We start from the raw sequence: 25,955 nt of genomic DNA on the forward strand, positions 1-25,955 counted from the left end.
ATGTCAGAACCCGCGCGACAGCACCGCCACACCGATCGTCACCACGCCCAGCACGATATTCACCAGCACCAGACGCCGGATCGTGCCGACCGCCTGCGCGCCATCCGGCCACTTCTGCGCCTGCACCGCACGGCGAATGCGCGGGAACACGGCGAAGCGGATGTGTCCGAAGATCAGCGTCATCACGACGCCGAGGCCGGCCATGGCATGCAACGGCCAGGTGGCGTGACCGCCGCCGAATTGCATCAGCAGAAAACCACCCGTGAGGAGAATCACCAGCACGGCTGCGGCGACCCAATTGAAGAAACGGCTGAACACCGATTCCCACAAAGGCAAGCGCAGTTGCGGCGAAAGATCGGCAATGGCCGGGCGCAGACAGAAATGCGCGAACACCATTCCACCCACCCACACGGCGACCGCGAGCAGATGCAAAAAGAGTGCGAGTTCGATAGCTTTGTTCATGTTGTTTTCCTCTCCCGACGACACCACACCGCTTATGACGAGTGATATTAGTAGCGGCTATTGAGCGCATTCGACCGCGCGCTATGCGTGCAGTTCCATGTACTGGCGGCGTCTTAACATTCTTTGTAGTTCTTATTGCAACGCGCCCAATGCCGCGACGACGTTACACCCCGGATTTTTTGCTACGCGCGGCGTGCGCTTTAACGCACACGCCGCGTTCATGCCTGGCCCTACCCTACTTCCATTTCCTTCTTTTTGCTATTACGCGGCGAGCACCGGACGCATACCGTCGAGCTTCATCTTGCTCTCAGGCGCACGCCCCTTGCGCGCCCGTTTGCCGATATGCGGGGTGAGTGTGGCGCCGCTCAGCTTCTCTTCGTCGACACGGCCGCCGCGACGCGTGCCGATCAGCACCACGCCTGCCTTGTCGATGGACAGCGCTTGCAGCAGCGTTTCGTTGTCGTCGAGCGCCATTAGCGTGACGCCACGTCCACCACCCGAAAGCGTCTTCATCTCGTCGATGCCGAACACCAGCAGGCGTCCACCTGAGGACAGACACGCAATGTGCGTCGCGGCCGGCAGCATCGGCATCGGCGCGAGCGGCGCAGCGCCCGCGTCGATCGTCATGAACGACTTGCCGGCCTTCACGCGGCTCACCATGTCGCCGACCTTGGCGATAAAGCCAAAACCGTTGCTCGATGCGAGCAGCAATGCCTGATCCGCGGAAGCCGCGTAGTAATGCATCAGATGGCTGCCCGATTCGAGCTCGATCAACGACGTGACCGGCACGCCATCGCCCCGCCCGCCCGGCAGCATCGCAACCGCCACCGAATAGACGCGGCCATTGCTGCCCCACGCAACCAGCGTATCCGGCGTGCGGCACTGGAACGCCGCGTAGAGACCGTCGCCGGCCTTGAACGTGAAGCCCGCCACATCCAGACCGTGGCCCTTCAGCGCGCGTACCCAGCCCTTCTGCGACACCACCACCGTTACCGGTTCGTCGACCACGCGCGCTTCGAACGTGGCGCGCTTTTCCTGCTGGATCAGCGTGCGGCGCTCGTCGCCGTATTGCTTCGCGTCGCCTTCGATTTCCTTGATGAGCAGACGCTTCATCGCGGATTCGCTGCCGAGCAGTTCTTCGAGCTTGGCCTTCTCGTCGCGCAGTTCGGACAGTTCCTTCTCGATCTTGATCTTCTCGAGCCGCGCCAACTGACGCAAACGGATTTCGAGAATGTCTTCGGTCTGGCGATCGGAAAGACCGAACGCGGCCATCAGTGCGGCCTTCGGTTCGTCCGATTCGCGGATGATGCGGATGACTTCGTCGATGTTCAGGAAGACGATCATCCGGCCTTCGAGAATATGAATCCGGTCGTCGACCTTGCTCAAGCGATGACGCGTGCGGCGCGTGACCGTCGCGAAACGGAATGCGATCCACTCGTGGACGATCTCGCTCAAGCCCTTCTGACGCGGCCGGCCGTCGCCGCCCACCATCACCATATTGAGCGATGCGTTCGACTCGAGGCTCGTATGTGCGAGCAACGTGTTGACGAAATCGGTCTGATCGATGCGGCTCGACTTCGGCTCGAACACGAGACGCACCGGTGCATCCCGGCCCGACTCGTCGCGCACGGCGTCGAGCAGTGCGAGCATGGTCTGCTTGGTCTGCAACTGTTCGGGCGTGAGCGCCTTCTTGCCGAGCTTGATCTTCGGGTTGGTCTGCTCTTCGATTTCTTCGAGCACCTTCTGCGCGGCCGTGTTTGGCGGCAGTTCGGTGATCACGAGCTGCCACTGGCCGCGCGCGAGCTCTTCGATCTTCCAGCGGGCGCGCACCTTCAGGCTGCCGCGGCCGCTTTCGTAGGCTGCGGAAATCTCGGCGTCGCTCGAAATGATCTGGCCGCCGCCCGGGAAGTCCGGCCCGGCGATGTGTTGCATCAACTCGGCGTGTTCGATCTTCGGATTGCGGATCATCGCGACGGCCGCTGCCGCCACTTCGCGCAGGTTGTGCGACGGGATTTCCGTGGCAAGGCCCACGGCAATGCCGGATGCGCCGTTCAGTAGCACGAAGGGCAGGCGCGCGGGTAACAGCTTCGGCTCTTCGAACTCACCGTCGTAGTTCTTCATGAAGTCGACCGTGCCCTGGTCGATCTCATCGAGCAACAGCTTCGCGATCGGTGTCAGGCGCGCTTCGGTGTACCGCATCGCCGCTGCGCCGTCGCCGTCGCGCGAACCGAAGTTGCCCTGGCCGTCGATCAGCGGATAGCGCATCGAGAAGTCTTGCGCGAGACGCACCAACGCGTCGTACGCCGACTGGTCGCCGTGCGGGTGGTACTTACCCAGCACGTCGCCGACCACGCGCGCCGACTTGACGGGCTTGGCGTTGTCGCCGAGACCCATGTCGTTCATGGCGAACAGGATGCGGCGTTGCACCGGCTTCTGGCCGTCGCATACGTCCGGCAGCGCGCGGCCCTTGACCACGCTCACCGCGTAGTCGAGGTACTGGCGTTCCGCGTAATTGCCGAGCGTCAGGAAGTCGCCTTCCGGGGGCGGCGGCTCGGTGAAAAGGTCGAGAGTGTTATCGTCGTCCATCTAGATTCCGTATCCGTGTTTGGCGTGAAGTTTTCGTGCGAAACGTGAGCGCTTTAAAAGACGCTCAGATATCCGCTTCCACTTCGTTGCCCTTTTCTTCCAGCCAGCTGCGCCGCGACGCCGCTTCGCCCTTACCCATCAGCATCGTCATGCGCGCCACCGTAGCGTCATAGTCGAGCGCGCCGAGCGCCACCGGCGTCAGGCGCCGCGTGTCGGGATTCATCGTGGTGTCCCACAACTGCTCCGCGCTCATTTCGCCCAGGCCTTTGAAGCGGCTGATGGACCATTGCGTGTCTCGCACGCCATCTTTGCGCAACTTGTCGAGAATCGCTTCGAGCTCGCCTTCGTCGAGCGCGTAGAGCTTCTGCGCCGGCTTCTTGCCGCGCGCGGGCGCATCGACCCGGAACAGCGGCGGACGCGCCACGCACACATGCCCACGTTCGATCAGCTGCGGGAAATGCTTGAAGAACAGCGTGAGCAGCAGCACCTGGATGTGCGAACCGTCGACGTCAGCGTCCGACAAGATGCAGATCTTGCCGTAGCGCAGATTCGACAGATCGACCTTGTCGTCCGGGCTATGCGGATCGACGCCGATCGCCACCGAAATGTCGTGCACTTCGTTGTTGGCAAACAGGCGATCGCGCTCGGTTTCCCACGTGTTCAGCACCTTGCCGCGCAACGGCAAGATCGCCTGGTACTCCTTGTCGCGGCCCATCTTCGCCGAGCCGCCCGCCGAGTCGCCCTCGACGAGGAACAGCTCGTTGCGGCCGATTTCCGTCGATTCGCAATCGGTCAGCTTGCCCGGCAGCACGGCTACGCCCGAGCTTTTGCGCTTCTCGACCTTCTGGCCGGCACGCGTACGCGCCTGGGCCTGTTTGATGACGAGGTCAGCGAGTTTCTTGCCATGCTCGACGTGCTGATTCAGCCACAGCTCCAAAGCCGGCCGCGAATAGGACGACACCAGCTTCACCGCGTCGCGGCTATTCAGGCGCTCCTTGATCTGCCCTTGGAATTGCGGATCGAGCACCTTCGCCGACAGCACGAACGAGACACGCGCGAACACGTCTTCCGCCAGCAGCTTCACGCCCTTCGGCTGCAGGTTATGCAGCTCGACGAAGCTCTTCACCGCCTGGAACAGACCGTCGCGCAAACCGGATTCGTGCGTGCCGCCCGCGGGCGTCGGAATCAGATTGACGTACGACTCGCGCATCAGCGTGCCTTCTTCGCTCCACGCGACGACCCACGCGGCGCCTTCGCCTTCGGCAAACGTCTCTTCGGTGGCACGCGCGTTTTCGACATAGCGCTCGCCTTCGAACAGCGGAATCAGCAGATCGCTGCCGTTCATGCCTTCGAGCAGGTAGCCGCGCAAACCGTCTTCGTATTTCCAGGTTTGCTGCTCGCCGGTTTTCTCGTTGATCAGCGTGACTTCGACGCCCGGCAACAGCACCGCTTTCGAGCGCAGCAGACGTTGCAATTCGCCGAGTGGCAGGTTCGGCGAATCGAAGTATTTCGGATTGGCCCACGCGGTGACGCGCGTGCCCGACTTCTTGTCGCCCTTCGTGGCGGGCCGCACTTCGAGTTCCTTGGCGACGTCGCCATTGGCGAAACTCAATTCGGCGATCTTGCCCTCGCGCCACACGGTGACGTCGAGGCGCGTGGACAGCGCGTTGGTGACCGACACGCCGACGCCGTGCAGGCCGCCCGAGAACGTGTAGGCGCCGCCGGCGGCTTTATCGAACTTGCCGCCCGCGTGCAGGCGCGTGAAAACGATTTCGACGACCGGCACGCCCTCTTCCGGATGCATGCCGAACGGAATGCCGCGGCCGTCGTCTTCGACCGAGACGGAATGGTCCGCGTGCAGCGTAACCGTAATTTGCCGGCCGTGGCCGCCGAGGGCCTCGTCCGATGCGTTGTCGATAACTTCCTGAATGATGTGCAGCGGATTTTCGGTGCGGGTGTACATCCCGGGCCGTTGCTTGACCGGCTCCAGGCCCTTCAACACCTTGATCGACGCTTCGCTATACGCGGCGTTTGGCTTTTTCGTAGACATGGTTGACTCGGGTGCGTCGGTTCATCGTTGTCCACAGGTCCTGTGGACAGGTCCGTGGACAATGCGTTGAGTTTTCAAAAAAAGCGAAACGAAACAACGGGGTTAGGTGGGGTGCCCGCAGTGCGGGCAAGCTGTTTTTATCGCCTGGCTTCCCGCAGGCGCGCTCGAAGGCGGCTCGACGCCGGTTCTACAGTCCGGCAACGGCCAGCCGGTGCGAACGCCGGGGGAAGCCTATTCGCGGGGTATTTTACTGATTTCGATACAGGCGGCAATTCACGTTGTGCGGAAGTGGCCGTTTGGATAAGGGCCGGCGCTCGGGTGCGGTCTATTATGAGACCGCGATAAGACCGTTGCGGGACCGTGAAAAAGCCGCGACGGGACCGCTGTGCAGCCGCGGCCCCCGACCTCGGCGTGAGATCGGCGCAACCTCTCGGATCGCGCCGCCCCATCCGTCACCTGCGTTTGTTTTCCAGCTCGTCCCAGCGTTCCAGCGCGATCAGCAGTTCCTCGTCGATCGCGGCGTAGCGCGCGGTCAGACGCGTGCCTTCCTGCGCGTCTTTCGCGAAAATCGAACCATCTTCCAACTGAGCGCCAATGGTTTTCTGCTCGGCTTCGAGTGCGGCAATTTTGGCTGGCAACGCCTCGAGTTCGCGCTGATCCTTGAACGACAACTTCGCGGCGCGCTGCGTATTGCGTGCCGCCGCGGCACCGCTGTCTTTCGACGCCACCTCCTTGGCGGCTTCTTTTTGCGCGTCCTGCGCCATCTGCTGCGAACGGTCGCGCTGAATCTGCCAGTCGGTAAAGCCGCCAACGTACTCGCGCCACTTGCCGCCGCCTTCCGAAGCGATCACCGAGGTCGCGACGTTGTCCAGAAACGCGCGATCGTGGCTGACCAGCAGTACGGTGCCGTCGTATTCGGTGAGCAGCTCTTCGAGCAGTTCGAGCGTCGGAATGTCGAGGTCGTTGGTGGGCTCATCGAGCACCAGCACATTGGCCGGACGCGCGAACAGACGCGCCAGCAGCAGGCGATTCCGCTCGCCGCCCGACAGCGACTTGACAGGCGAACGCGCGCGCTCCGGCGCGAACAGGAAGTCGCCGAGATAGCTCATTACGTGCTTCTTCTGGCCGTTGACTTCGACCCACTCGCTACCCGGGCTGATCGTATCGGCCAGGCTCTTTTCCAGATCGAGCTGCGCGCGCATCTGGTCGAAATACGCGACCTGCAGATTAGTGCCGATCCGCACCGTGCCTTCGTCCGGCGGCAACTCGCCGAGAATCATCTTCAGCAGCGTGGTCTTGCCTGCACCGTTCGGACCGACGAAACCGATCTTGTCGCCACGCATGACCGTGGCCGTGAACGTGTCGACCACCGTGCGCGAACCGTAGCGCTTGGTGACGTCGGTCAGTTCGGCGACGATCTTGCCGGACTTCTCGCCCTGGCCCACGTCGAGCTTGACGTTGCCCTGCACATTGCGGCGTTCGGCGCGTTCATTGCGCATCTCCACGAGCCGTGCGATCCTGCCGACGCTACGCGTACGGCGCGCTTCCACGCCCTTGCGAATCCACACTTCTTCCTGGGCGAGCAGCTTGTCGAACTTGGCCGCTTCCACTTGCTCGATCTCGAGCTGCTGCGCCTTTCTGGTCTGATAGGCGCTGAAATTGCCCGGATACGACAGCAAACGCCCGCGATCCAGTTCGACGATGCGCGTGGCGACGCGGTCGAGAAACGCGCGATCGTGGGTGATAAAGAGCAGACCCGCGCGCAGCGAAACCAGCAGTTCCTCGAGCCAGCGGATGCCGTCGAAATCGAGGTGATTGGTTGGCTCGTCGAGCAGCAGCACGTCCGGCTGCACAACCAGCGCGCGCGCCAGCGCAACGCGCTTTTGCATCCCACCCGAGAGTGAGCCGACCCGCGCCTCGCCATTCAGACCGATCTGCTGCAGCGTGGTGGCCACGCGCGTGCTCCAGTTCCAGGCGTCCGAATGGTCGAGCTCAGATTGCAGCGTGTTCATGCGCGACATCAGCGCGTCGTGCTCCGGGCCTTCCGGTTCGTCGGCAAGCTGATTGGCGACCGCGTCGTATTGATCCAGCAGCTCGCGGGCGTGGGTCAGGCCGGCGGCGACCGCTTCGAACACCGTGTCGTCCGTATCGAACTCCGGCTCCTGCGGCACGTAGACCGAGGTCAGACCCTGCTGGCGCGTGACGAGGCCATCGTCCGGCTTGGATAGATCGGCGACGATTTTCAGCAGCGACGACTTGCCCGCGCCGTTACGGCCGATCAGCCCAACGCGCTCGCCCGCTTCGAGAGAGAAATCCGCGTGATCGAGCAACGCGACGTGACCGAACGCCAGTTGCGCCCCGGTAATGGTGTAAAGCGACATGGAGAATTGGAGAAGACAGCGATGAGTCGGAACTGCTCATTGTACCGGGCGCACGGGCGGGTGCCTGTATGCCGGAAGAGATAGGACGAATGGCCGGCTTGCAAAACGGATTCAGAGCGGCTTCTGGACAGACTGTAAGCAGACTCCGAGCGGGTATCGAGCAGCAAAGCGCGGCCGGGCGGTGCGTGCACACACCCGACCGGCCCTTCAGCCGTGCGACGTGCTTACTTCACGTGCACCGTGATGGTCTTGCTCATTGCCGGACCGTACGAGCGATGCGCGCCGTCGCCGAATTGCAGCGTTAGCGTATGGTCGCCTGGCGGTAGCGTCAGATCGGTTTCGGTCTGGCCCTTGCCGAAGTGAAGCGATTTGTCGGTGGCGGGAATCACTTCGCCCTTGGGAAGCGGCTTGCCGTCGATCAGCAGATGATGATGGCCCGTGTCTTCCGTCATCGTGCCGGCCGGCGCGACCGTCATACCGTCGACGCCGAACACGACGTGCACCGGATTGCTGACGGTTGCACCGTCCGCGGGCTGCACGAAAGACACGCCTGCGGCTTGCGCCGCGCCCGATACGGCGAGCAACCCGGCCAGTACCGTTCCGGCCAACCATTTGTTCCTAAACATCGTTTTTCTCCTTTTTGGGGAAACGAAAGTCATGCGCGGGCCATGCAGGCGTCGATGGAGGCATCAGTCGCCTGAGGCCGATCGTCGCAACGCATGCCAGGTGCCCGCTGCGCCTGTCCAAAAAATGAGCTGCGGATCAAAGCATACACGCTGTGTATGACGGGGTCCGTCATGCGGGTGCGGACGCGTCTGACACGCATTGCGGTGCTGCCGCATCGGTAATTGGCGGTCCGTTTGACAAATTCCGGTAATATTGCGGGTCGCCGCCGTGCCCAAAAAAGGGGCAGACTGGGCGGATCATTGCATTGGACCAAAGAAGAGTACGTCGTGAGCGAAGTAATTGAAGTGACTGAATATAAGAGCTGGGTCTGCCTGATTTGCGGGTGGATCTACAACGAAGAAGAAGGCCTTCCCGAAGAAGGTATCGCCCCGGGCACGCGCTTCGCCGCGATTCCGGACGACTGGCGCTGCCCGCTGTGCGATGTAGGCAAAGCGGAATTTGCGGTGGTGGAATTCTGAGTGAGCTCGATTGAACCGGAGGGGCGCTGCCTGATGTAATGCGGTAGTGCGCCGTGCGGTTCGCGCGGCCCAGCGGGTGATGCCCGCTGGGCCGTTTGCTTTGTGGGACGTGCGTTGCAGCCCTCCTCGCGGCTGGGCGTGTTTGATATACTCTGCGCCTCGCTGGCGAATTTGGACTCGCCGGGTCCCGGCCGGGGCTGTTCGTCGGTGGGACTGCAGCGATTGTTGTGGTTTGGTCCTCTCCCCGTAGTTCAGGGGGTGGAATGACAGGCGCAAGGCCCGTCAAATATGGATTGCTACCAATGCTGTAGCAAATCTGTAGCACACAAAATTTCCCTCTTAGAGCATCAGCCGGCAGTTACACAGTTCGGCTAGCGCGCTCATCTGACGACAATCGGCCAGTCTGAGACGTTCGACAGAGCCGCATAGATCGTCAACAATGCAATGGCTGTCTGGACGCTACCTATTGCATTCAACTTGATGTAACCGATGGCGTCGTCGATTTGCTTCAGTGTCGATATCAGGATTCACGTATGTCCCGCTCCGAACGACTCCTTCATCTCCTGCAAGTGTTACATCGTTATCGACGTCCTGTGCGTGGCCAAGCCCTGGCCGAGGAGCTCGGCGTGAGCATCCGCACGCTATACCGGGACATCGCCAGTTTGCAGGCGCAAGGAGCAATGATCGAGGGGGAACCGGGCGTTGGTTACGTTATGAAACCGGGTTTCATGCTGCCGCCCATGATGTTTCGCTCAGAGGAACTCGACGCCCTGGTTCTTGGCATGCGCTGGGTGGCCGATCGCTGCGACAAGCCGCTATCATCCGGTGCGCTGAGCGCGCTTGCGAAGATAGCCGCCATACTGCCCACTGAACTGCGTCGCGAATTGGAAGAGTCTTCGCTGCTGGTCGGCGCGCCGTTGAAGAGACCTGCCCACAAAGTCTCGCCTGACCTTCTGCGTGCCGCAGTCCGAGAAGAGCAGAAGCTCAATATTACCTACGTGGACGCCAGTGGTATTCACTCGCAGCGTGTCGTTTGGCCCTTTGCCCTGGTGTATTTCGACCAGGCGCGGGTCCTGATGTGTTGGTGCGAGCTTCGAGCTGATTTTCGGAATTTCCGTTCGGACCGGATCTCGAACGTCGAGCAATTGGAAGAGCGCTACCCCAAAAGACGGTCAACACTGCTTCGTGAGTGGCGCAGGCTCAATCACGTCGCGAGCCGCACAATACTGCCAGAATCTGACAGTATCGACCATTAGACTGAGCTTCCTTTCTTGGCGAGGAGCTCAAAATGAAGTTCGCATCGGTTCGTGTTGTTACCCGGGATATCGATGGGCTGGTGGAGTTTTATCAAAGGCTTTCAGGTATCGAGGCTGTACGTCCGGCTGATGGATTTGCCGAAATGCGGTTCGACGGAGCGACGCTTGCGATTTCGTCTGAGCACCTGATTAAGCTTTTTAATGTCGGTGCTGCCACAGCGGCTGCGAATCAGTCGGCGATCCTGGAGTTTGAAGTGGAGGACGTTGACGCGGTGTTCGAACGGATGAATGCGTCCGGGACAAACATCGTGATGCCGACGGCGGTGATGCCGTGGGGCAATCGCTCGCTCCTGCTGCGCGACCCTGACGGGAATCTCGTCAACATATTTTCTCGCCCCAAGCGTTGAGAAAACCCGTCGTCACGGCTGCCCGCCGCGTCGTTGTTCGTTCGCGAACGGCCGCATCGGGAAGACCCGGGCGGCTCCTTCGGGTCGGCAACGTATCCGTCAGCGTAACCCGTTAGAAGTGGGGATTTAGTACGAGACCAACAACGCCGCGAGATATCAGGACGAGGTGAGCGAGATCCCGCTGCGACAGTGCGACGGCTCTCTGGATGTCAGAACGCGTAACCTTGATCGTGCCAGTAGTGCCAGTCAGCGACGGCGAGTCGTGTCGGTTTGTCGCTGTTCACCGGGACGATCTGAGCCAGGGGTGCCACCACGTCACGTTGGCCCCACCGGGCCCAAACGAAGATGCCAACCCGACATAGGTCTTCATGAGCGAGTCCGGCGACCGAGACGTGTTCACCCGGGTGCAGTGGTGAAGAGGCCATTGCCTGGCGAATGCCGGCCTCGAATGGAAACGTGAGCTGCTCTTCCAGATAGCAGTACCACGACGTCGCCCGCTCTTCCTCGGTATAGGCGTCGACCACCACTTCCATCTCAATGCGATGTTCACGTTTTGCGTCGATCTTGGGCTTGGCCATGATGTTGTCTTCCGACCAGAGTTGATAGGGCTATAGATCAACGATACGCCGCAGCAGACCATAGGAAACGCGCCAGTGACCCTCGGAATCTGTCACAGCAATCGAGGCCGTTTTCGAGTTGAGTCTGACGATGGTGCCGACACGCTCACTCAGGTGTTTGTCGGTGAAACCGACGGTGTCGCCGACGAGGAACTCTTCGCGTTGTGCGCGCGGTGGTGGCGGTGCCGGTTCAGAATGAATCGGGGCTGCGCTATCGGGAACGATCGCCGCGTACGGTAGCGCCCAGCGGCGCCGGCTCGCATTGTCCTGAACGACCGCCTGTGTTTGCCGAAGCTCAACGACGGTTCCCTGCAATGGAGGGGCCAGCGGGTTGTCTGCGATATAACTGATAGCCATGCCGAGGTGCAGGCGCTGCCGTACTTCCAGGATGCGTCGGGGATCATCGAGCATTTTTCCGACGGCGAGATAAAGGCGATAGAGTTCGGCGCTGGGCGCCTGCCGAAGTGAGTCGAGAATGTCCATGAATGTGATGTCGTTTAACGGGCGAGCGGCAACAGTTCGTGCACGCGATTGACAGGATACGATGGCAGCTTCTCGAGCGTGTCCTTGAGCCACGCGTACGGCTCGAAACCGTTCAGGCGAGCCGTGCCGAGCAGCGAATACATCGTGGCGGTCGCGCGGGCGCCGCGCGGGGAGCCCGCGAAGAGCCAGTTCGCCCTTCCGAGGGCAATGGGTCTGATTTGCCGCTCGAGAGCGTTGTTGTCCGGCAGCAGGATACCGCTCTCAGTGTAGCGAACGAGCGCCGGCCAGTGACGTAACGCATAGCCGAAGGCCTTTGCAAGCGGCGCCTGAGCCGGCAAACCGATGACGTTGCCTTCCAGCCATTGCCGGAACAGCACGAGTAGCGGCAGTGCCTCAGTTTGCCGCGCCGCATATTTGAGGTCAGGCGTCTGGTCCTTGATCCGCGACTCGATCGCATACAACTGCGTGATCCACTGCAGCGCCTGCGCCGCAAGTCCCGGTTTGCTTTGCGCCTTCGCGATTTCGAAGAAGCGTCGGCGGCAATGCGCCCAACATCCGACCTCGACGATATCTCCGGTTTCGTAGAGTGCGCCATGTCCACTGTATGCGTCCGCCTGCAGATAGCCTTTGTACTTTTGCAGGTAGCGCAGCGGATGCGAACCGGAGCGCGACTCAGCGAATTCGAACACGACCGCCGGCGGGTGGTCAACCCAGACCCCGTTCTCCTCGCGCTGCCCCGCACCCAGGTATCCCCATAATCGTGCGGTGCGCGTCGCCGTGCGACCCTTCTCGAGTAACGGCAGCGTTGTATCGTCCACGTGCATGCGCGGGGCCTGCAACTGGTGAGCCCGTAGCGGCGGCAGCAGCACTTCGAGCAGCTCGGCTGCCGCCAGCTTCCATTCACACAGCGTTGCCCGGGGCAGGTACACACCACGGCGCGCGTAGCGCGTCTCCTGGCGGTTCAAGGGAAGATGATCGACGTAGGTATTGACCAGGATGTTAGGCAGCAGGCTCGCGCTCGCATTGCTCTTCGGCAGCGGTGAAGGCTGGGCGCTCGCCGTCACGATGGTCGACTCACCATCCTTCTTCGCCGCGTATCTGAGGCGGATATGCTCAATGACGGTGAGCCTGGATGGCTCGTAGTGCAGCGTCTCGCTGCGCTCTTCGCCGATGCATTCGAGTGAATCGAATGCCGCCTTCTGTTCGTCGCTCAGATCGTATTCAATGCGCGTGCGCGGCAGGTCCTTCGGCAGGGCAGGACGTCCCTTCCGGGTGTGGCCCGCAACCGGAACCTCGTCCGGCTCGGGCGGAACCGGTAACTCCGTAGCGGCATCGAATAGTTCCGCCTGGGCCGCCAGCCGCTCGGAGCTGACCCCGAAGCGCGCGCGGTTCGCCTGGGCAATCTGGTGCTGCAGGATTTCCAGCTGCTCCCACAGCACGCATGCCAGCCTGTTCTGTTCGAGCGCGAAGGCTTGCAGCGCATCGGGCTCGACCGGCAAATCCGCGACAGTGATGGCGGTGGGCGGCATGGCTATCATGATGCCCAACTCGCGCGACGTTTACAAGCTCGGAGAGCGTTGTATCTGCGCAGGCAATAGCCAGTTCAGCTAACGCGCTTCACTGCGACGGCACGATGCGGCTCGCGCGCCGGGATCTCGATGCCCTCCAGCCAGGCGTTGAGTTCAGCGAGCGTGAAGCCACGTTGGGCGAGTGACGACGGTGATGGAAAATGTCCGTGTTCAAGCCGCTTGTACCAGAGCGCGAAACCGGTGCGGTCCCAATATAAGCACTTGACCTTCGTGCGGTCCCGACCAACGAACACGAACAGATTGCCAGAGGCCGGCTTCTGGGCTAGAAGCGGTTCGACCAGATACGACAGGGTGTCGATCGACTTGCGCATGTCGACCGGATCACGGCAGATGTAGGCACGAACGTCGGCGGCGATCAGCAACGCGCACCTCCAAGCTGCCCGAGCACGAAGCGCACGATGCGCTCGGCGTGCGCGCCCGTCAGTTCGATGCGAACGCCGGCGAGGGACAGCGTCACCCGATCACGCGTAGACGACGTGTCCACTGTCGGTGATGGCACCGCTGGCGGCGCCCCGATGCCCGCATGGGAAACGACGAACGCCGCGTCAGGGGTGACCGCCAGCGGACGCTCGGTTTCATCCTCCACGTTCGATAGTTTCGTGCGCCACAGATCGAACGTACTGACCGCAAGTCCCTGCTCACGGCAGAAGTGACGCTCGCCAAGTCCGCTTCCTTTCCATGCCATGAACATCTCTCGCCAGAACGCCTCGCCCCGCCGAGGCCGCCGCGTGCCCGTCGATACAGTCTCTCCCGTGGTGTTCTCCATCGCATGTGCTCCGTCGTTACGATGGCTACACCTTCGCACCGCGCGTATGTGCGTTCAAGACGGGATGCGCTGACGGATACTCGGCAACGGTCTCCGTTGAATCGCCGAGATCGGTGTTCGTTAACGCCGGTCTCGGCGATCGCGTTGCCGATCCGGTTGATCGCATTCGGCCAAATCCGTAATTTGATGGACATCCACCACGTTTGACGTCCATTATTTATGTCTCAAGAATGGACAGGATGCCGATATGAGCAGCCCGACAGCAGGGGCTGCTCAGCCTGTCCATTTTCTCCAACTTTAGGGTACGGCCCAAAGTGGAAATGCACAAACGAATGCTCAAAAAGGGATCGTTTGAGGTGCCGTTGATCGTGCCACGCGGAAGCGATCTGCATTGGATCGAAGGCTTCCATCAAGTCAACGCCGCGATTGAGGAAGGCATCACGGTTGTGCCTATTGGGACTTCGGTATCGCTTGCGCCGCAACTAAAGACGCTTGTTGGCGTGGCCCACCAGAACACGGACCCCAGCCCGTACGATTTCTCAGAGTGCGCAGCCATCGTGGTGTGAAGGTCCGTTGCTCCCGGCCGGTTAACAGGGGGCTGTAGTCAAGCTAATAGGATTGCGGGCAGGCCTTGCTGACCGATGAATCCTGAGCTGGAATCAGGATATTGGTGCCAGCCAGATACGCACATACAGCCCAACTCAGGACCTCTTGGTATCTTTTCTTGTGTGCCAAAGCGGAACGCTGCGGCTTTCCCAAATCGGGATAGGGGCAGGCCTCGCGGCCCGACCCCTCCCACACCACCGTGCGTACGGGTCCGTACACGGCGGTTCGGATCGGTTAATCGACTATGGCCTTAGTGATGGAAGCCCCAGCGAGCGAAGGTAGCGGTTTGACAAGGCGATGCCCAGCGCGGGACTGCAACTCAGCCGCCACGCATCGTGTGGCGAACCGACCGTCTGGGCAGCAAGGTTTCGGCTGACGCCGCGTACTGTCAGCTCCCGGAATCTTGTGCGGCCCCGTTTCCACTGCTTCCAGAAGAAGCAGCGGATGCGGCGGCGTATCCATTCATCCAGGCGTTGCAGAACGCTGGGCGTTTCGCAGAAACCGAAGTAGCCCCGCCACCCTGCCAGATAACGTTTCAGCGCGCCGATCATCTGGTCGACGCTGACCCCGCGCGTGCGTTGAGTCAGTTCCCGGACCCGATCCTTGAAGCGAGCCAGTGCCTTGGGCGCAATGCGCCGTTTGATCTGCTCCCGCCCCGAGAAGGTGAAGCCCAGAAACTTCCGCGTGTGTGGCCGTGCGACGGCGCTCTTCGCTTCATTGACCTTCAGCTTCAGCTTGCCGGTGAGGAAGGCTTTCAGCCCCGCCATCACCCGCTGGCCCGCGCGTTCGCTGCGTACATAGACGTTACAATCGTCGGCGTACCTCACGAAACGCAGCCCGCGTCGCTCAAGCTCCCGGTCAAGATCGTCGAGCATCAGATTGGATAACAACGGCGACAGGGGACCACCCTGGGGGGTGCCCTCGTCCGTCGCACCAACCAGCCCGTGCTCCATCACGCCCGCCGTCAGGAAGGAGCGAATCAGCTTCAGAACGCGTCTGTCACTAACCCGTTTTGCCACCCGACTCATCAAGATGTCGTGGCTCACGCGATCGAAGAATTTCTCCAGATCCAAATCTACAACCCATCGATACCCCGACTGGATGTAGCTTTGCGCCTGCGCCACTGCCTGATGCGCCGAGCGTCCCGGACGGAAACCGTAGCTGGAGTCCGAGAACGTCGGGTCCCACTGCCTTTGCAACACCTGCAAGACCGCCTGCTGGACGAATCGGTCAAGCGCAGAAGGGATGCCGAGCTTGCGCACGCCACCGCCATCCGGCTTGGGTATCTCGACCCGTCTCACAGGTTGAGGCTGGTATGTGCCGTTCAGCAGCGTGGCCCGTATCGACGGCCAATGCTCCCGCAGGTACGCCGGTAATGCCTGAACGGTCATCCCGTCCACGCCCGGTGCGCCCTTGTTAGCTTTCACACGCTTCAACGCCTGCTTCAGGTTCCCCCTTTCGCAGACTTCTTCCATCAGTCGGTCATATGCCGACGGGCTTTCAGACTCGGGGTTCGCCGCCATAGGTTCAGCCCCTCGATCAGCAGCCATCGGAGCTTCACCCCTGCCTCCGCTGTCGAGGACGCGATGCGTTTTCTGCTGCGCTCCCATGTCGAGTTCTCCGGCTTACTCGCCGCTCCTTTCCGTTCGGGCCTTCAGGCGTCGCCGCCCTAATATGCCCTCTGCTGACTCCTGCACGGTGGTCAACGGCCCTTGCGAGCCGCTCAGTCCTCATTTCAGGACGCCGTGCAGGCCTCCCGAGGTAAGCGCAACCGCCTTCCCCACACACCTGCCAGATCTACCACCCCAGCCCTTGATGGCTATGGACTTCGCAATCAATTGCTTGCTCGTCCGGCCAGGTAGGCCTCGCATCTGGTTTCTGTTCGTCAGGTCATGGCTTTGCTACACGCTTCCTTCAGACCCCGCCTCACGACGACGCCCTTGCGTTTCGCTAGTCCTTCACCACCATCAGGTTGGACAGGGGACTCACACCCCCAAGCTGTTGCGCATGCTCGGCGCACAACAAAAACGCCACCTTGCGGTGGCATTTTGCTCGGCCGGAAGAATATCGAACCGGTTACGATTCTGAGTCCGCAGTGCGCCTTGTCCGGACTCGCACCGTCGCGCGATACGTCTCGCGGGCGCTCTTCCCCGCAAGTGTGCCGCTCTCGGCCGCTGCCTCCGTACGCTGAAGGAGCACGGCCACCCCGCGTTTTTGCAGCGCAATCACCTTCGGGCGAAGCTTGCTAGATGCGTTCAAAGCCATAAAAACCTCCTTCGTCAGATGCCGGCCGGGTCACACAGCGAAACGTTGCCCCCATTTCGCCGCGCTCAAATTTCCTAGCCAGCCTATTATATAACGCGTCCAGTTTCCCAGTCTGAGGCATGTAGAAGTATTGGGCCGTCGCCGGGAAGACGTCGGCATGCGCCAGGAGCGCCATACCGAGCGCCTCGCTGAACTGCCAGATCATCGCGGGATCCGGCAGCGGCCATTCGTCCGGGTAAAACATGGTCTCACGGTCTGCCTCGGCACGAAAGAATTTGACCAGCCGTGAATCGGGGGCTGGCACAAAGCCTCCGTTCCAAGCAGCGGCGGTCTCCCTCACAAACTGCTCGTCGTGTCCCGCGTAGGTCATCACATCAGCGAAAAATACGAGGTGCCGGGTCCCATCAAAGTCGATTCCGCTGGCCTCAATGGTCGCGTCGACCTGAACCGGCCCGGCGATGCGCAATATCCCGGGGCCGCCCGCGTCAGCCGGAAAAAGCGCCGCGAGCAGCGCGTCGCTTACATATTCAATCATTGGGCTGCACGCCTCCACTCACCAGATGCCGTCCATTTTCGCATTGTACGGGCCGAGTCAAGCGCATGTCGCTCCAGGGGGCAATCTCGCTAACGCGACGTCGCCAATGCGCGCTGGCCGGCGGTAGAGTTCGCCCGAGCGGAACCGGACCGCCAGGTCAATACGCACCTTCGCGGCTCGGGTCGAAGCTTACTGTACGAGCACGTTGGCTCGACGCCAAAGTGCCCGCGCCGCTCACCCGTGTCTAACTCTTCTTCGAGAAGACGCCTGGCAACCAGATCAGATCGCCGACGCCTGGACGATCGCGCTCGCATTCGAGGCACCAGAAAGCCGGCGCGGTACGCGTGGGATTCCGCGACACGGGCGAAGGTTTAAAGCTGAGCCCCGCGTGAACCTCGGGAACCGAGACGACAAACGAACTGTCGTTAGCGATCCACTGCCATTTGACGGCGTAGGAGCCTTCCGGCGTCATCGCGTGAGTTCCCGATTCCCGTGCGACCGTCAGTGTGCCGTCGCCGCCGCTCGCATCCGGGCCGAAGCCGTTCAGCTTCAGCGTCGCTTTCAGTCCGGGGGGCGAGTTCTCGAGCGTGGACGTCGCCACAAGCGTGACCGGTCCGCGCGAGCATGCGCCGAGGCCAACCAGAATGAGAGCGAAGGCGAGCCGACTGAGTTTATTCGTCATCTATTTTCCATTCGATATTGAGGGAGAGCGGCCAAAGGGTGTCGCGGCCGATGACTGCGTTTTGGGTATCGGCGTAATGGCCGCTATTTGTAGAGAGGATTCAAAATATTTCGCGAGGCGCCGTCGGCGCGCCGGCGCGGCTGGCGCTTGCAGATCGTGATCCACAACTTGCCCATGCAAGCGCGCGTCGCTCACGCAACTAAAGTTGCATGCACGTTTCCGGCCGCGACAAACCTCGCCTGGCCAGACGGCACGGGCCCTCGCGAGCGATTTCGGCTTCAACTAAAGTTGTGTCTACTGCGCCGGAAATTTCAAGGAAAGCTGTAACTTAGTGTGCGATTTCAACCAAAGTTGTGTCGCAATAGCAGGCAATGCGCTACTGGCGGCAGGTCCGCAGTCGTACGGAGCAGCCCAGGGCGACCAGAGCTTGACGGGAATCCCGGCGCGACAGGCCTCTGCAACCTCGTATCGGCGCATCGCCTCGCCAGCGCACCAGACGCGGGCTGCTTCAACGGGCGCTGAGTTGCTCTCCGACGGACTCATCCCGGCCAGTTTCGATCCTTCGCGCTCTGCCAACGAACGTCTCCTGACGAGCGATGAGCCGCCAGTGCGCAAAGCGGGGGGCGGGCGATTCGAGAGACGAGCCGGATCCACTTTAAGCGCTATAGCCGTTTGGGTTGGCGCGCCCCTTTGTCTGTTTCACAGGTCGGTGTCGCTCGCGCCACGCCGGCCGCGCCGCGAGCTACGGTCGAAGTTGGGTGAAACACCGGTTCGCGCTTCTGCTGGAAGGCCATTACGACCTCGACAAGGGCGACATCGCGCCGCACTCGCCCTGCAATTGTGTTTCGAACTCGAGCTGGGTGGCGAGGTCGTTCTCGTGCCACTGCCGCAGCGCGGCCTTTGAACTGAGCATTGACGTGCGCGGGACTGGCAGCCAGCCGCGCCGCGAGGCGGATGCTTCAACGGACAATGCATGTCGTCCACTGCACGCCAGATCAGGATCACCCAGCAACGCGAGCGCCGTGCCACGGAAACCCGACGATGCGCAGTTGCCACGTGACGCTGTCCGGAAGGGAGGGTGGTCTCCATTCCATCTCGGTCGGGTGCGGCCAACCACCGCTGGGCGGCGCGTCGCGGGTTACGGTCCCCGGCTCGCAGCCCAAAAAATTTGTTAGCCTGCGTCAGCATGTCGACCGCGCCGTAGTCAGCTGCGTCGCAGTGAGGATTCCGGGTTGTCGTCGCGATCTTTACCGCTTCGCCGATTCTCGTCAAGGTCATCACAATTGTCGACGAAGGGAGAATCGGTGTCGCTGCCGCCAGCGCGCAGCGCGGCGCGCGCTTCTTCGGCCAGTTTTTCGTAATGTTTGCGGAAATGGCTCAAGTCTTTCTCTTCAAGCTCTTCAAGATCAAGCAGTGCGTTATGCGCGCCCTCCACCGCACGGATCAGCTCGTCAAGCTTGATCTGCATTGCGGCCGTGTCGCGGTTCTGTGTGTTCTGGATCAAGAAGACCATCAGGAACGTGACGATCGTGGTGGAGGTGTTGATCACGAGTTGCCACGTGTCGCTGTAGTGAAAGACCGGGCCAGTGACCGCCCACAGCATCACAAGGCCGGCTGCCACGACGAAGGTGGCTGGTCTGCCGGTCATTGTGGAAAAGTAGCTTGAGAATTTCGAAAACCATTTGGTGCTCATGATGAGCTCCAGAAATCGGGTCAATATACGGGATGATGGCACAGACGGAGCAGTGTTTACTTTCCATCGGGGGTTTGCGCATGCGACCACCGGTTATGGTGGCTGTGCTTCTTCGCCGTTGACGGAGATGTGGGCTCCGCCTATTACCTCCGTGGGCGGTGCATGTCTTTCTGGCTCGCGAAGGTAGCCGCAAACGTTCGAGCGAGTTTCGGGAGAAACTGGCATGCCCTGAGTGAACGTTTCGGGCAGAGTTGACTGCCTCATAGGGCGAATTATGTCGGTCGCGTTCTCCGGCACACTCTCCCACTACAATAACGGTAGGGTGCGACACGCGGCATGCGTGGCTGCAATTCGAATAAACCTGCCCTCGAGATGGCAGCACGCTCTCTTAACGTTGCGCTCGCATATTCGCTGCGTACGCCAGCGTACCATCCGCCCGCGCCTGTTCTCGCGATACAAATGAGGTCTCACCAAAATTGCGCGGCCAGGCGGCCAGGCTGCCCACGAAGGCGTCGCCCCACAACGGGAGCGTTCCCCCGATTGAAGTCTGTCCCTGATTTGCGCGTAACATACGTACGCTGATCGGACCCTGGTATCCCAATTACACTTCGGAGACGCCTACATGCGACTTGCTGACTTCATCTCGCGCGACGGGGAACTGATTCTGGCGCAATGGGAGGCGTTTGCGGCTACCCTCCTGCCGGCGGCGGCAAACATGGAATCGTTGGCATTACGCAACCACGCGCAGCAGATCTTGCTAGCCGTGGCAACGGACTTGCGGACTTCACAAACCAGGGAAGCCCAGCGCGCAAAATCATTGGGGCGGGGCCCCGGTCTGATCGATGCCACTGAAACCGCCGCGCAAACGCACGCCCTTCTGCGGGCACGGGCCGGTTTCGATATCAACCAGCTCGCCGCCGAATATCGCGCACTGCGCGCAAGCGTGCTTCGCTTGTGGATGGACGATTGCCAACCCGAAGCGCCTGATCTGGACGACGCCATTCGCTTCAACGAAGCGATCGATCAGGCACTTGTCGAATCAGTCGCCTTTTTTAGTGCGCAGGTCGAGCAGAGTCGTAATCTCCTGCTTGGCATGCTGGGGCACGACATGCGCAGCCCGCTCCAGGCGATTCAGATGACAGCATCGTACCTTGAAGCGCTGAATGCCGGGGAGCGGGTATCCGAAGCCGCCGCCCGCCTGATACGTAGCGGAGCCCGGATGCAGGCGTTGCTTGATGACCTGACGGATTTCAACCGGACCAAACTGGGCTTGGGCATCAACCTAGCGTCCACGAGCGTCAATCTGGCGGATGTGCTTGCTGACGAGCTGGACGAGTTGCGCGCTGTGCATCCTGACAGGCAGATTGAGCTTCAGGTACGTGGCAATTTACAGGGAGTCTGGGACGGGCGGCGCATGCAGCAATTGCTTGCAAATCTGGTACTCAATGCCGTCAAGTACGGGGCACAGGACACTCCAGTGCGCGTGGTAGTTACCGGTGATGTAAGGCATGTCCGTATCGAAGTTAAAAACTCCGGAGCTGCCATCGAGCACGCAACGCTGGCGCGCATCTTCGATCCGCTGACGCGAGGGCCGGACCATCAGGGCGAAGCGGACCGGACGGATAGCCTCGGATTGGGGCTGTACATTGCAAGTGAAATCGCCAAGGCACATCACGGTGCGATCGAGGCACGGTCCGACGAGATGGAGACCTCGTTTTCAGTGTCTCTCCCGCGTGCGACTGAACCGTAATAGGCCGTTCACGGCCCGGCGTAACGAGGAGGGACGCCCCATTCGACATTGGTTATCGTGGGCACATGATGCGCGGAAAGCCGTCATTCATGTGTAGAGTCCAAATGGCACCTTTGGGTCGAGCTTGTGTGAAAACACGCTGATCGCCTAAACTGGATCAACTCATTCAGCATGGGTGACCGGATGAAGCGATTCATAGAAGGTGAAGATCGCAAGCAGGTGACGCTGCTTCCAGAGTGCCTCGATGACTTCGTCGCAGAGGACAACCCGGTAAGGGTTATCGAGGCGTTTGTAGAAGAGCTTGACCTTGCATCACTGGGCTTCGATGGCGCGATGCCGTCGACTACAGGTCGCCCGTCCTATCATCCAGCAGTGCTACTGAAGATCTTCATCGTCTTCCTGAAGCCCAGGATTCTCAGCACGCGCATGAGATTGTAGGCAAGTACGTTCAAGCTCATCTCGGTACCCACGTTGGGCAGCCTGCGCATCAGGAAGTGTGTGTAGCCCATCCAATGCTTGAACGTTCCGAAGACATGTTCGACGGTTCGCCTGCGCACGGTCATCGCATCAGGTGTCTTGTCCAGCCGACGTTGAACTGCTTCCAGCACCGACTCATGCTCCCATCGACTTATCCGTCGTTGGTCGCTGGGCGTGCACTGTGATTTAATTTTGCATTGCGAACAGGCGCTGCTCCAGTATCGGTGTAGCTGCATCCCGTGTTCCTCGCTGGTGTAACGGTAAATTGCCCGTTCTCCAGCTGGACATTGGTATTCGTCGTCCCGCGCAATGTAGATGAAGTCTGCCTTGTCGAATCGGCCGTGGTATTTCGCACCTGATGTTGTCGGCTTCGGCAGCATGACCGCAATCCCCGCATCCGCGCACTCCTTGATCTGAGGCCCACTGTAGTAGCCACGATCGGCGACTGCCCGCAGTCTGGTCTTACCCATCGCGTCGCGCGCAGCTTTTGCCATGGGGCTAAGCTGCGCCCGGTCGCTGCCAGAGTTTGTGACCTCGTGAGCGACGATGAGGTGGTGTTTGGCGTCTACTGCTACCTGTACGTTGTAGCCCACCATTCCCGAGCCTTTGCCGCTAGTCGCCATGGAGCGTGCATCAGGATCGGTCGTCGAGAGCTGACCGTCAGGCTCAGTCTTGAGTTGCTCCTTGATCTGCTCGAGGTTTCGCATCTGCTCGCGCAAGCGCGCGATCTTGTCCTTCAGCCGGGTCGTCTTTGCTTCCAGCTCAGCGGGTTGCGTACGATCTGCGGTCTCCAGCGCGTTCAGATACCGCTGAATGCTCTCCTCGATCTGCTTCTGGCGCTTGTCGACCTTACCCTCGGTGAAGTTGCGATCGCGCGTATTGACTGCCTTGAATTTGCTGCCGTCAATGGCGACCAGCGCTTGCGAGAACAGCTTCAGCTCACGGCACAGCGTCACGAAGCGCCGACATACGTTGCGGATGCCTGCGCCGTTGTCACGACGGAAGTCAACAATGGTCTTGAAGTCCGGCGCGAGGCGACCCGTGAGCCACATCAATTCAACATTGCGTTGGCACTCCCGTTCCAGGCGACGATTCGATTGAACCCGGTTCAGGTAGCCATAGAAGGCAATGCGGCTGGTGGGTGCGTGAGCGCCCCGTAGGTCCTGAAACAAAACCCTTAAGCTCATCTAAAACGTATCAGAGAGGTTCACCTTCCCGTCGTCGCCGTAATGGCCGCAAAGGCAGCCAAACGCGCCGCTGGGGGCAGCAGTCATGCGTTGTATTGTAATTCCATTGGGTTTCCACACAGCCTGGGTCGGGCGCGGCCGATCGCGTCGGACGGGTGTCGGCCACAAACCGCCATTCACATGCGTCGTCGGTCGGACGCTCAGGCGTCGGCTCCGCACCCCTAACCGGCCATCCGATTGTCAAAGACGAACGCTCCTTCATCGGCCTAAGCGGTCATCCATATGTTATCTGGTTTCGCGCCCAGCGATTGGCCGCTTCGCCAATTGTTGGAGCGGTGTCGTGCGCGCTGGCAACGTGGTCGGTCGTCGCGGATCGGCAGCCCTCGCAGCGCATTTTGTACAGACGCGGCATGGCGATCGACGGGTACCCCGACTTTCACCCGTGGCAGCAAGCGTTGCATTGACGCCACGTATACGTGGCAGGAAGATCGCAAAAAGTCTGCTGGCGCCCTACGAATTGATCAGAATCTCGCCGGCTGATATCGCCTGCCATCAGGCGGCCATTAAATAAGTCTGGATATTCGTGCGCAGGGCCGCAGATATAGCACTCAGGCGGTCTATAAAATGATCTTTCCTGCGCGCCGGCCGCACTGTTTTGCAGCGCATCTCATTTCGCTAGCATCACAGGTCATAGCCTAGACCTTGTCCTCAGAATGCGAAGAGTCGTCTGTTTCGATTAAGGATGTCGAACTTAGTGAAACCCTGAATCGTTCAAGGATCACCAGATGAAGACGCTCCAGGTTCCCTTCCTTGTCGCAGCCATCGGGTGCCGCCACGTTCTGATTGAAGACGAAGCACGCCTGCGGGATGCCGTCGAAACCGAACTCTGCAGGCTGGCGAAATGCGCGATCTCCCTTCACCCCTGCCTCCTTACCAGCCTAGCCGATGGAGCCAGCCAATTGGCCGCCGATGTCGCACTGAAGTTAGGCTGGAAGGTGATGGCGATATTGCCAATGGCCTTGAGCGACTATGAGCGCGAATTCGCCACGCCGGCATCTTTGGCACGTTTCCGGGCGTTGTTAGCGCAATGTTCCCAGCACCTCGAGCTGCCTGTTCCGTCCTCGATCGACGCAGACGTTTCGGGACAGCGCGCCCAGCAGTATCGTGATCTCGGGAGGTTTTTCGTCCGGCATGCGCAGATCGTCATCGCGCTGTGGGACGGTTGGGCCGAAGACGGCGAAGCGGGAGATCCGGCCGAAGTTGTGCGTTTTGCGCGTGAGGGTGTGGCCAATCCGGTTAGCGGTGGACTGCCCTCGGAAGACTGCGCACCGGTATCGCATATTCTTTGCCGGTCGCACTGGAATCCATCTGGCACAGCCCGGGAAGAAATTGACCTAGATGCCGGCGTTGTGGAGCCGAATCGGCGCGTGATTGATTCGATGCGGAAATTCGTTGGGTCTGCCCATGACTGTTCAAGGAAATGGCACGACGTAGTCGAGACGAGCAAGCAGCACTTGTTGGGCAAGCCGCCTCACGCGATGCGCCTGCCAGAGTCGCTTGAGCCGCTAGTCGAGCTGTACGGCCTTGCCGATACCGACGCGATAATGGCGCAATCATTACGCCGCAATTCTGTTTTCGTGATTCTTGGCATCGTCTTACTGGCAGTATTGAGTCACGAGTTCTATACCGGCCTCGTACCCACGCAGTGGATGGTGCTGGCCTATCTGGCCGGATTGCTCGGCGCATTTGCCGTGCACCGCTGGGCGTTCAAGCGTCGTCGTTGCGACGAACGCTACCTCGACTATCGTGCGCTTGCCGAAGGACTGCGCGTACAACTGTTCTGGTCCATTGCCGGAGAAGAGACCAAGGTCTCCGATCACTACTTGCTCCATCAAGCCACCGAACTCGGCTGGATACGCGTGACGCTACGTAATCTTGCGCTGTCGATTCCTCCGCCCACGGATTCCGGCAGCGAAGCGAGCCGGTTCGGCGAAATCCGCAAACGCTGGCTTGAAGACCAGCGCAATTATTTTGTCGGCCGCGACTCAAAATTGGGCAAGGCACACTATCACGATGCGCGGGCCAAGGGCTGGAACCGGGCGGCGCTCGCAGTCTTCTTCATTGGGCTCGTGGTGATATCGCCGTGCCTGATTAGCGATATCATCAAACTTGATCATCATGTGCGGGAATGGCTATTGGTAGCGTCGACACTCGCAATTGGCCTTGCCGGCATCTTCAAGGCCGTCGAAAAAGTGAATGCGCATGAAGAAACGAGTCTGCGTTACCTGCGTATGGGCCGGCTCTATGACCTTGCACTGAAAGAATTCAACGCGGCGATGAGCACTGCCGACTTGTCCAGAGCCCGGCACTGTTTGACCGCGATCGGACGTGAGGCGCTGGCGGAGAACGCCGAATGGCTACTGCTTCATCGGGACCGTCCGTTCGAGGTTCCGGTGGGGAGTTAATCCCCTTGCTCCGCGAATCCTGGTTCGGCAAGAAAGTCCAATAAAGTCGATGCTGCATGCCAACCTTTTGAGGCTGGGCACAATGGGAAGCCTGCACATGATGCTCAACGAGTTGCCTGATTCCGAGCCGCCTGGCCCGCTAACGGTGGAGGTGGGATGATGAAAGCCGTCAAGAAACCGATTCCGGTTCAGGTCGAATTCGCGTCGGCATCAGCCGAAATTCGAACCGAAGAAGGGCCGGTCCAGTGTGTGAGCGGCGACGCGTTGATGACAGGCGCGGCCGGCGAGCGTTGGCCGATCGAGCGCAGCCGGTTCGAAGCAACCTATGAGCCCGTTGCACCCACCCGAATGGGCGAGAACGGCGCATATCTGAAAAGGATCGAGACCGTCGACGCGCAGCAAACCGCTACTGAGGTGGAGATCGATCTTGGCCCGGGCCAGGGCACGCTGTGCGCGAAACCGGGCGACTGGATCATCACCTCAAACGACGGACATCGGTGGGTCGTGGCCAGCGACATCTTCCAGAAGACCTACGACATAAAGAGCTGATTGA

At 60.6% G+C, this 25,955-nt stretch carries 21 protein-coding genes and 2 pseudogenes; 8 read left to right on the forward strand and 15 right to left on the reverse strand.

The annotated features are described in order from the left end of the window. Positions 1 to 3 precede the first annotated feature (3 nt). The 5 genes from B0G76_RS40040 to B0G76_RS40060 form a co-directional block, all read right to left on the reverse strand. Entirely contained in the window at positions 4 to 462 is a 459-nt protein-coding gene (locus B0G76_RS40040) for a CopD family protein (protein ID WP_120298433.1), read from the reverse strand. A 261-nt stretch (positions 463 to 723) separates the two neighbouring features. Beyond that, positions 724 to 3,048: a DNA topoisomerase IV subunit A gene (parC, locus tag B0G76_RS40045; protein WP_120298249.1), complete on the reverse strand. Its 2,325-nt coding sequence runs from the start codon at positions 3,046 to 3,048 to the stop codon at positions 724 to 726. A gap of 64 nt (positions 3,049 to 3,112) precedes the next feature. After that, positions 3,113 to 5,098, reverse strand: a complete 1,986-nt coding sequence (locus B0G76_RS40050) for a DNA topoisomerase IV subunit B (protein ID WP_120298250.1) — start codon at positions 5,096 to 5,098, stop codon at positions 3,113 to 3,115. 452 nt (positions 5,099 to 5,550) lie between these two features. Next, complete coding sequence (locus B0G76_RS40055) at positions 5,551 to 7,479, reverse strand: ATP-binding cassette domain-containing protein (RefSeq protein ID WP_120298251.1); 1,929 nt, start codon at positions 7,477 to 7,479, stop codon at positions 5,551 to 5,553. A 224-nt stretch (positions 7,480 to 7,703) separates the two neighbouring features. Further along, complete coding sequence (locus tag B0G76_RS40060) at positions 7,704 to 8,105, reverse strand: DUF4399 domain-containing protein (protein WP_120298252.1); 402 nt, start codon at positions 8,103 to 8,105, stop codon at positions 7,704 to 7,706. Between the two features lie 327 nt (positions 8,106 to 8,432). Here B0G76_RS40060 and B0G76_RS40065 point away from each other — a divergent pair, with 327 nt between their 5' ends. The 3 genes from B0G76_RS40065 (at position 8,433) to B0G76_RS40075 (ending at position 10,287) form a co-directional block, all read left to right on the forward strand. Continuing rightward, complete coding sequence (locus B0G76_RS40065; RefSeq protein ID WP_074285028.1) at positions 8,433 to 8,624, forward strand: rubredoxin; 192 nt, start codon at positions 8,433 to 8,435, stop codon at positions 8,622 to 8,624. 533 nt (positions 8,625 to 9,157) lie between these two features. Continuing rightward, positions 9,158 to 9,880, forward strand: coding sequence for a YafY family protein (locus B0G76_RS40070; protein ID WP_120298253.1), 723 nt, complete (start codon positions 9,158 to 9,160; stop codon positions 9,878 to 9,880). A 32-nt stretch (positions 9,881 to 9,912) separates the two neighbouring features. Continuing rightward, positions 9,913 to 10,287 carry a glyoxalase/bleomycin resistance/extradiol dioxygenase family protein gene (locus B0G76_RS40075; protein ID WP_120298254.1) on the forward strand — a complete coding sequence of 125 codons (375 nt, stop codon included), beginning with the start codon at positions 9,913 to 9,915 and terminating at the stop codon, positions 10,285 to 10,287. A 209-nt stretch (positions 10,288 to 10,496) separates the two neighbouring features. Here the strand turns inward: B0G76_RS40075 and B0G76_RS40080 are convergent, their stop codons facing one another. From B0G76_RS40080 to tnpA, 5 genes are all read right to left on the reverse strand, one after another. Beyond that, positions 10,497 to 10,865 carry a calcium-binding protein gene (locus B0G76_RS40080; protein ID WP_120298255.1) on the reverse strand — a complete coding sequence of 123 codons (369 nt, stop codon included), beginning with the start codon at positions 10,863 to 10,865 and terminating at the stop codon, positions 10,497 to 10,499. Positions 10,866 to 10,895: 30 nt separating this feature from the next. After that, entirely contained in the window at positions 10,896 to 11,387 is a 492-nt protein-coding gene (locus B0G76_RS40085; RefSeq protein ID WP_120298256.1) for a hypothetical protein, read from the reverse strand. A gap of 14 nt (positions 11,388 to 11,401) precedes the next feature. After that, positions 11,402 to 12,925: an IS66 family transposase gene (gene tnpC / locus B0G76_RS40090; RefSeq protein WP_120298257.1), complete on the reverse strand. Its 1,524-nt coding sequence runs from the start codon at positions 12,923 to 12,925 to the stop codon at positions 11,402 to 11,404. A 65-nt stretch (positions 12,926 to 12,990) separates the two neighbouring features. Continuing rightward, positions 12,991 to 13,338, reverse strand: a complete 348-nt coding sequence (gene tnpB / locus B0G76_RS40095) for an IS66 family insertion sequence element accessory protein TnpB (RefSeq protein ID WP_147394152.1) — start codon at positions 13,336 to 13,338, stop codon at positions 12,991 to 12,993. Next, a complete protein-coding gene (gene tnpA, locus B0G76_RS40100) occupies positions 13,332 to 13,742 on the reverse strand; it encodes an IS66 family insertion sequence element accessory protein TnpA (protein ID WP_120298258.1) in 411 nt (136 codons plus the stop codon). The genes tnpB and tnpA overlap by 7 nt, the downstream gene beginning before the upstream one ends. Before the next feature lie 332 nt (positions 13,743 to 14,074). On the opposite strand from tnpA, the gene B0G76_RS40105 reads away from it, so the two are divergent. After that, the gene (locus tag B0G76_RS40105) at positions 14,075 to 14,308 is read left to right on the forward strand and encodes a hypothetical protein (protein ID WP_259460977.1); all 234 of its coding nucleotides are present in this window, start codon (positions 14,075 to 14,077) and stop codon (positions 14,306 to 14,308) included. Positions 14,309 to 14,590: 282 nt separating this feature from the next. Here the strand turns inward: B0G76_RS40105 and ltrA are convergent, their stop codons facing one another. The 4 genes from ltrA to B0G76_RS40125 all read right to left on the reverse strand — a co-directional run bounded on the left by ltrA (position 14,591) and on the right by B0G76_RS40125 (position 19,523). Beyond that, entirely contained in the window at positions 14,591 to 15,958 is a 1,368-nt protein-coding gene (gene ltrA / locus B0G76_RS40110; RefSeq protein ID WP_120292804.1) for a group II intron reverse transcriptase/maturase, read from the reverse strand. Positions 15,959 to 16,593: 635 nt separating this feature from the next. Next, complete coding sequence (locus tag B0G76_RS40115) at positions 16,594 to 17,148, reverse strand: hypothetical protein (RefSeq protein WP_120298260.1); 555 nt, start codon at positions 17,146 to 17,148, stop codon at positions 16,594 to 16,596. A 244-nt stretch (positions 17,149 to 17,392) separates the two neighbouring features. Continuing rightward, positions 17,393 to 17,830: a hypothetical protein gene (locus B0G76_RS40120; RefSeq protein ID WP_120298261.1), complete on the reverse strand. Its 438-nt coding sequence runs from the start codon at positions 17,828 to 17,830 to the stop codon at positions 17,393 to 17,395. Between the two features lie 1,204 nt (positions 17,831 to 19,034). Then, positions 19,035 to 19,523 (reverse strand): low affinity iron permease family protein, encoded by a 489-nt coding sequence (locus B0G76_RS40125; protein ID WP_183082320.1) that lies wholly within the window; start codon positions 19,521 to 19,523, stop codon positions 19,035 to 19,037. A 622-nt stretch (positions 19,524 to 20,145) separates the two neighbouring features. On the opposite strand from B0G76_RS40125, the gene B0G76_RS40130 reads away from it, so the two are divergent. After that, a complete protein-coding gene (locus B0G76_RS40130; RefSeq protein WP_120298262.1) occupies positions 20,146 to 21,273 on the forward strand; it encodes a sensor histidine kinase in 1,128 nt (375 codons plus the stop codon). Positions 21,274 to 21,456: 183 nt separating this feature from the next. Further along, positions 21,457 to 21,699 (forward strand): annotated as a pseudogene (locus tag B0G76_RS43410) (IS5/IS1182 family transposase); the annotation flags it as partial. On the opposite strand, the pseudogene B0G76_RS40140 reads toward B0G76_RS43410, so the two are convergent. Beyond that, positions 21,636 to 22,883 (reverse strand): annotated as a pseudogene (locus B0G76_RS40140) (IS1182 family transposase); the annotation flags it as partial. The pseudogenes B0G76_RS43410 and B0G76_RS40140 overlap by 64 nt on opposite strands. A gap of 839 nt (positions 22,884 to 23,722) precedes the next feature. On the opposite strand from B0G76_RS40140, the gene B0G76_RS40145 reads away from it, so the two are divergent. After that, on the forward strand, positions 23,723 to 25,402 hold the full coding sequence (locus B0G76_RS40145) for a hypothetical protein (RefSeq protein ID WP_120298263.1): 1,680 nt from the start codon (positions 23,723 to 23,725) through the stop codon (positions 25,400 to 25,402). A gap of 156 nt (positions 25,403 to 25,558) precedes the next feature. Beyond that, complete coding sequence (locus B0G76_RS40150; RefSeq protein ID WP_120298264.1) at positions 25,559 to 25,951, forward strand: PGDYG domain-containing protein; 393 nt, start codon at positions 25,559 to 25,561, stop codon at positions 25,949 to 25,951. Positions 25,952 to 25,955 lie beyond the last annotated feature (4 nt).

Origin of the sequence: Paraburkholderia sp. BL23I1N1 (assembly GCF_003610295.1) — a bacterium.
Lineage (GTDB): Bacteria > Pseudomonadota > Gammaproteobacteria > Burkholderiales > Burkholderiaceae > Paraburkholderia.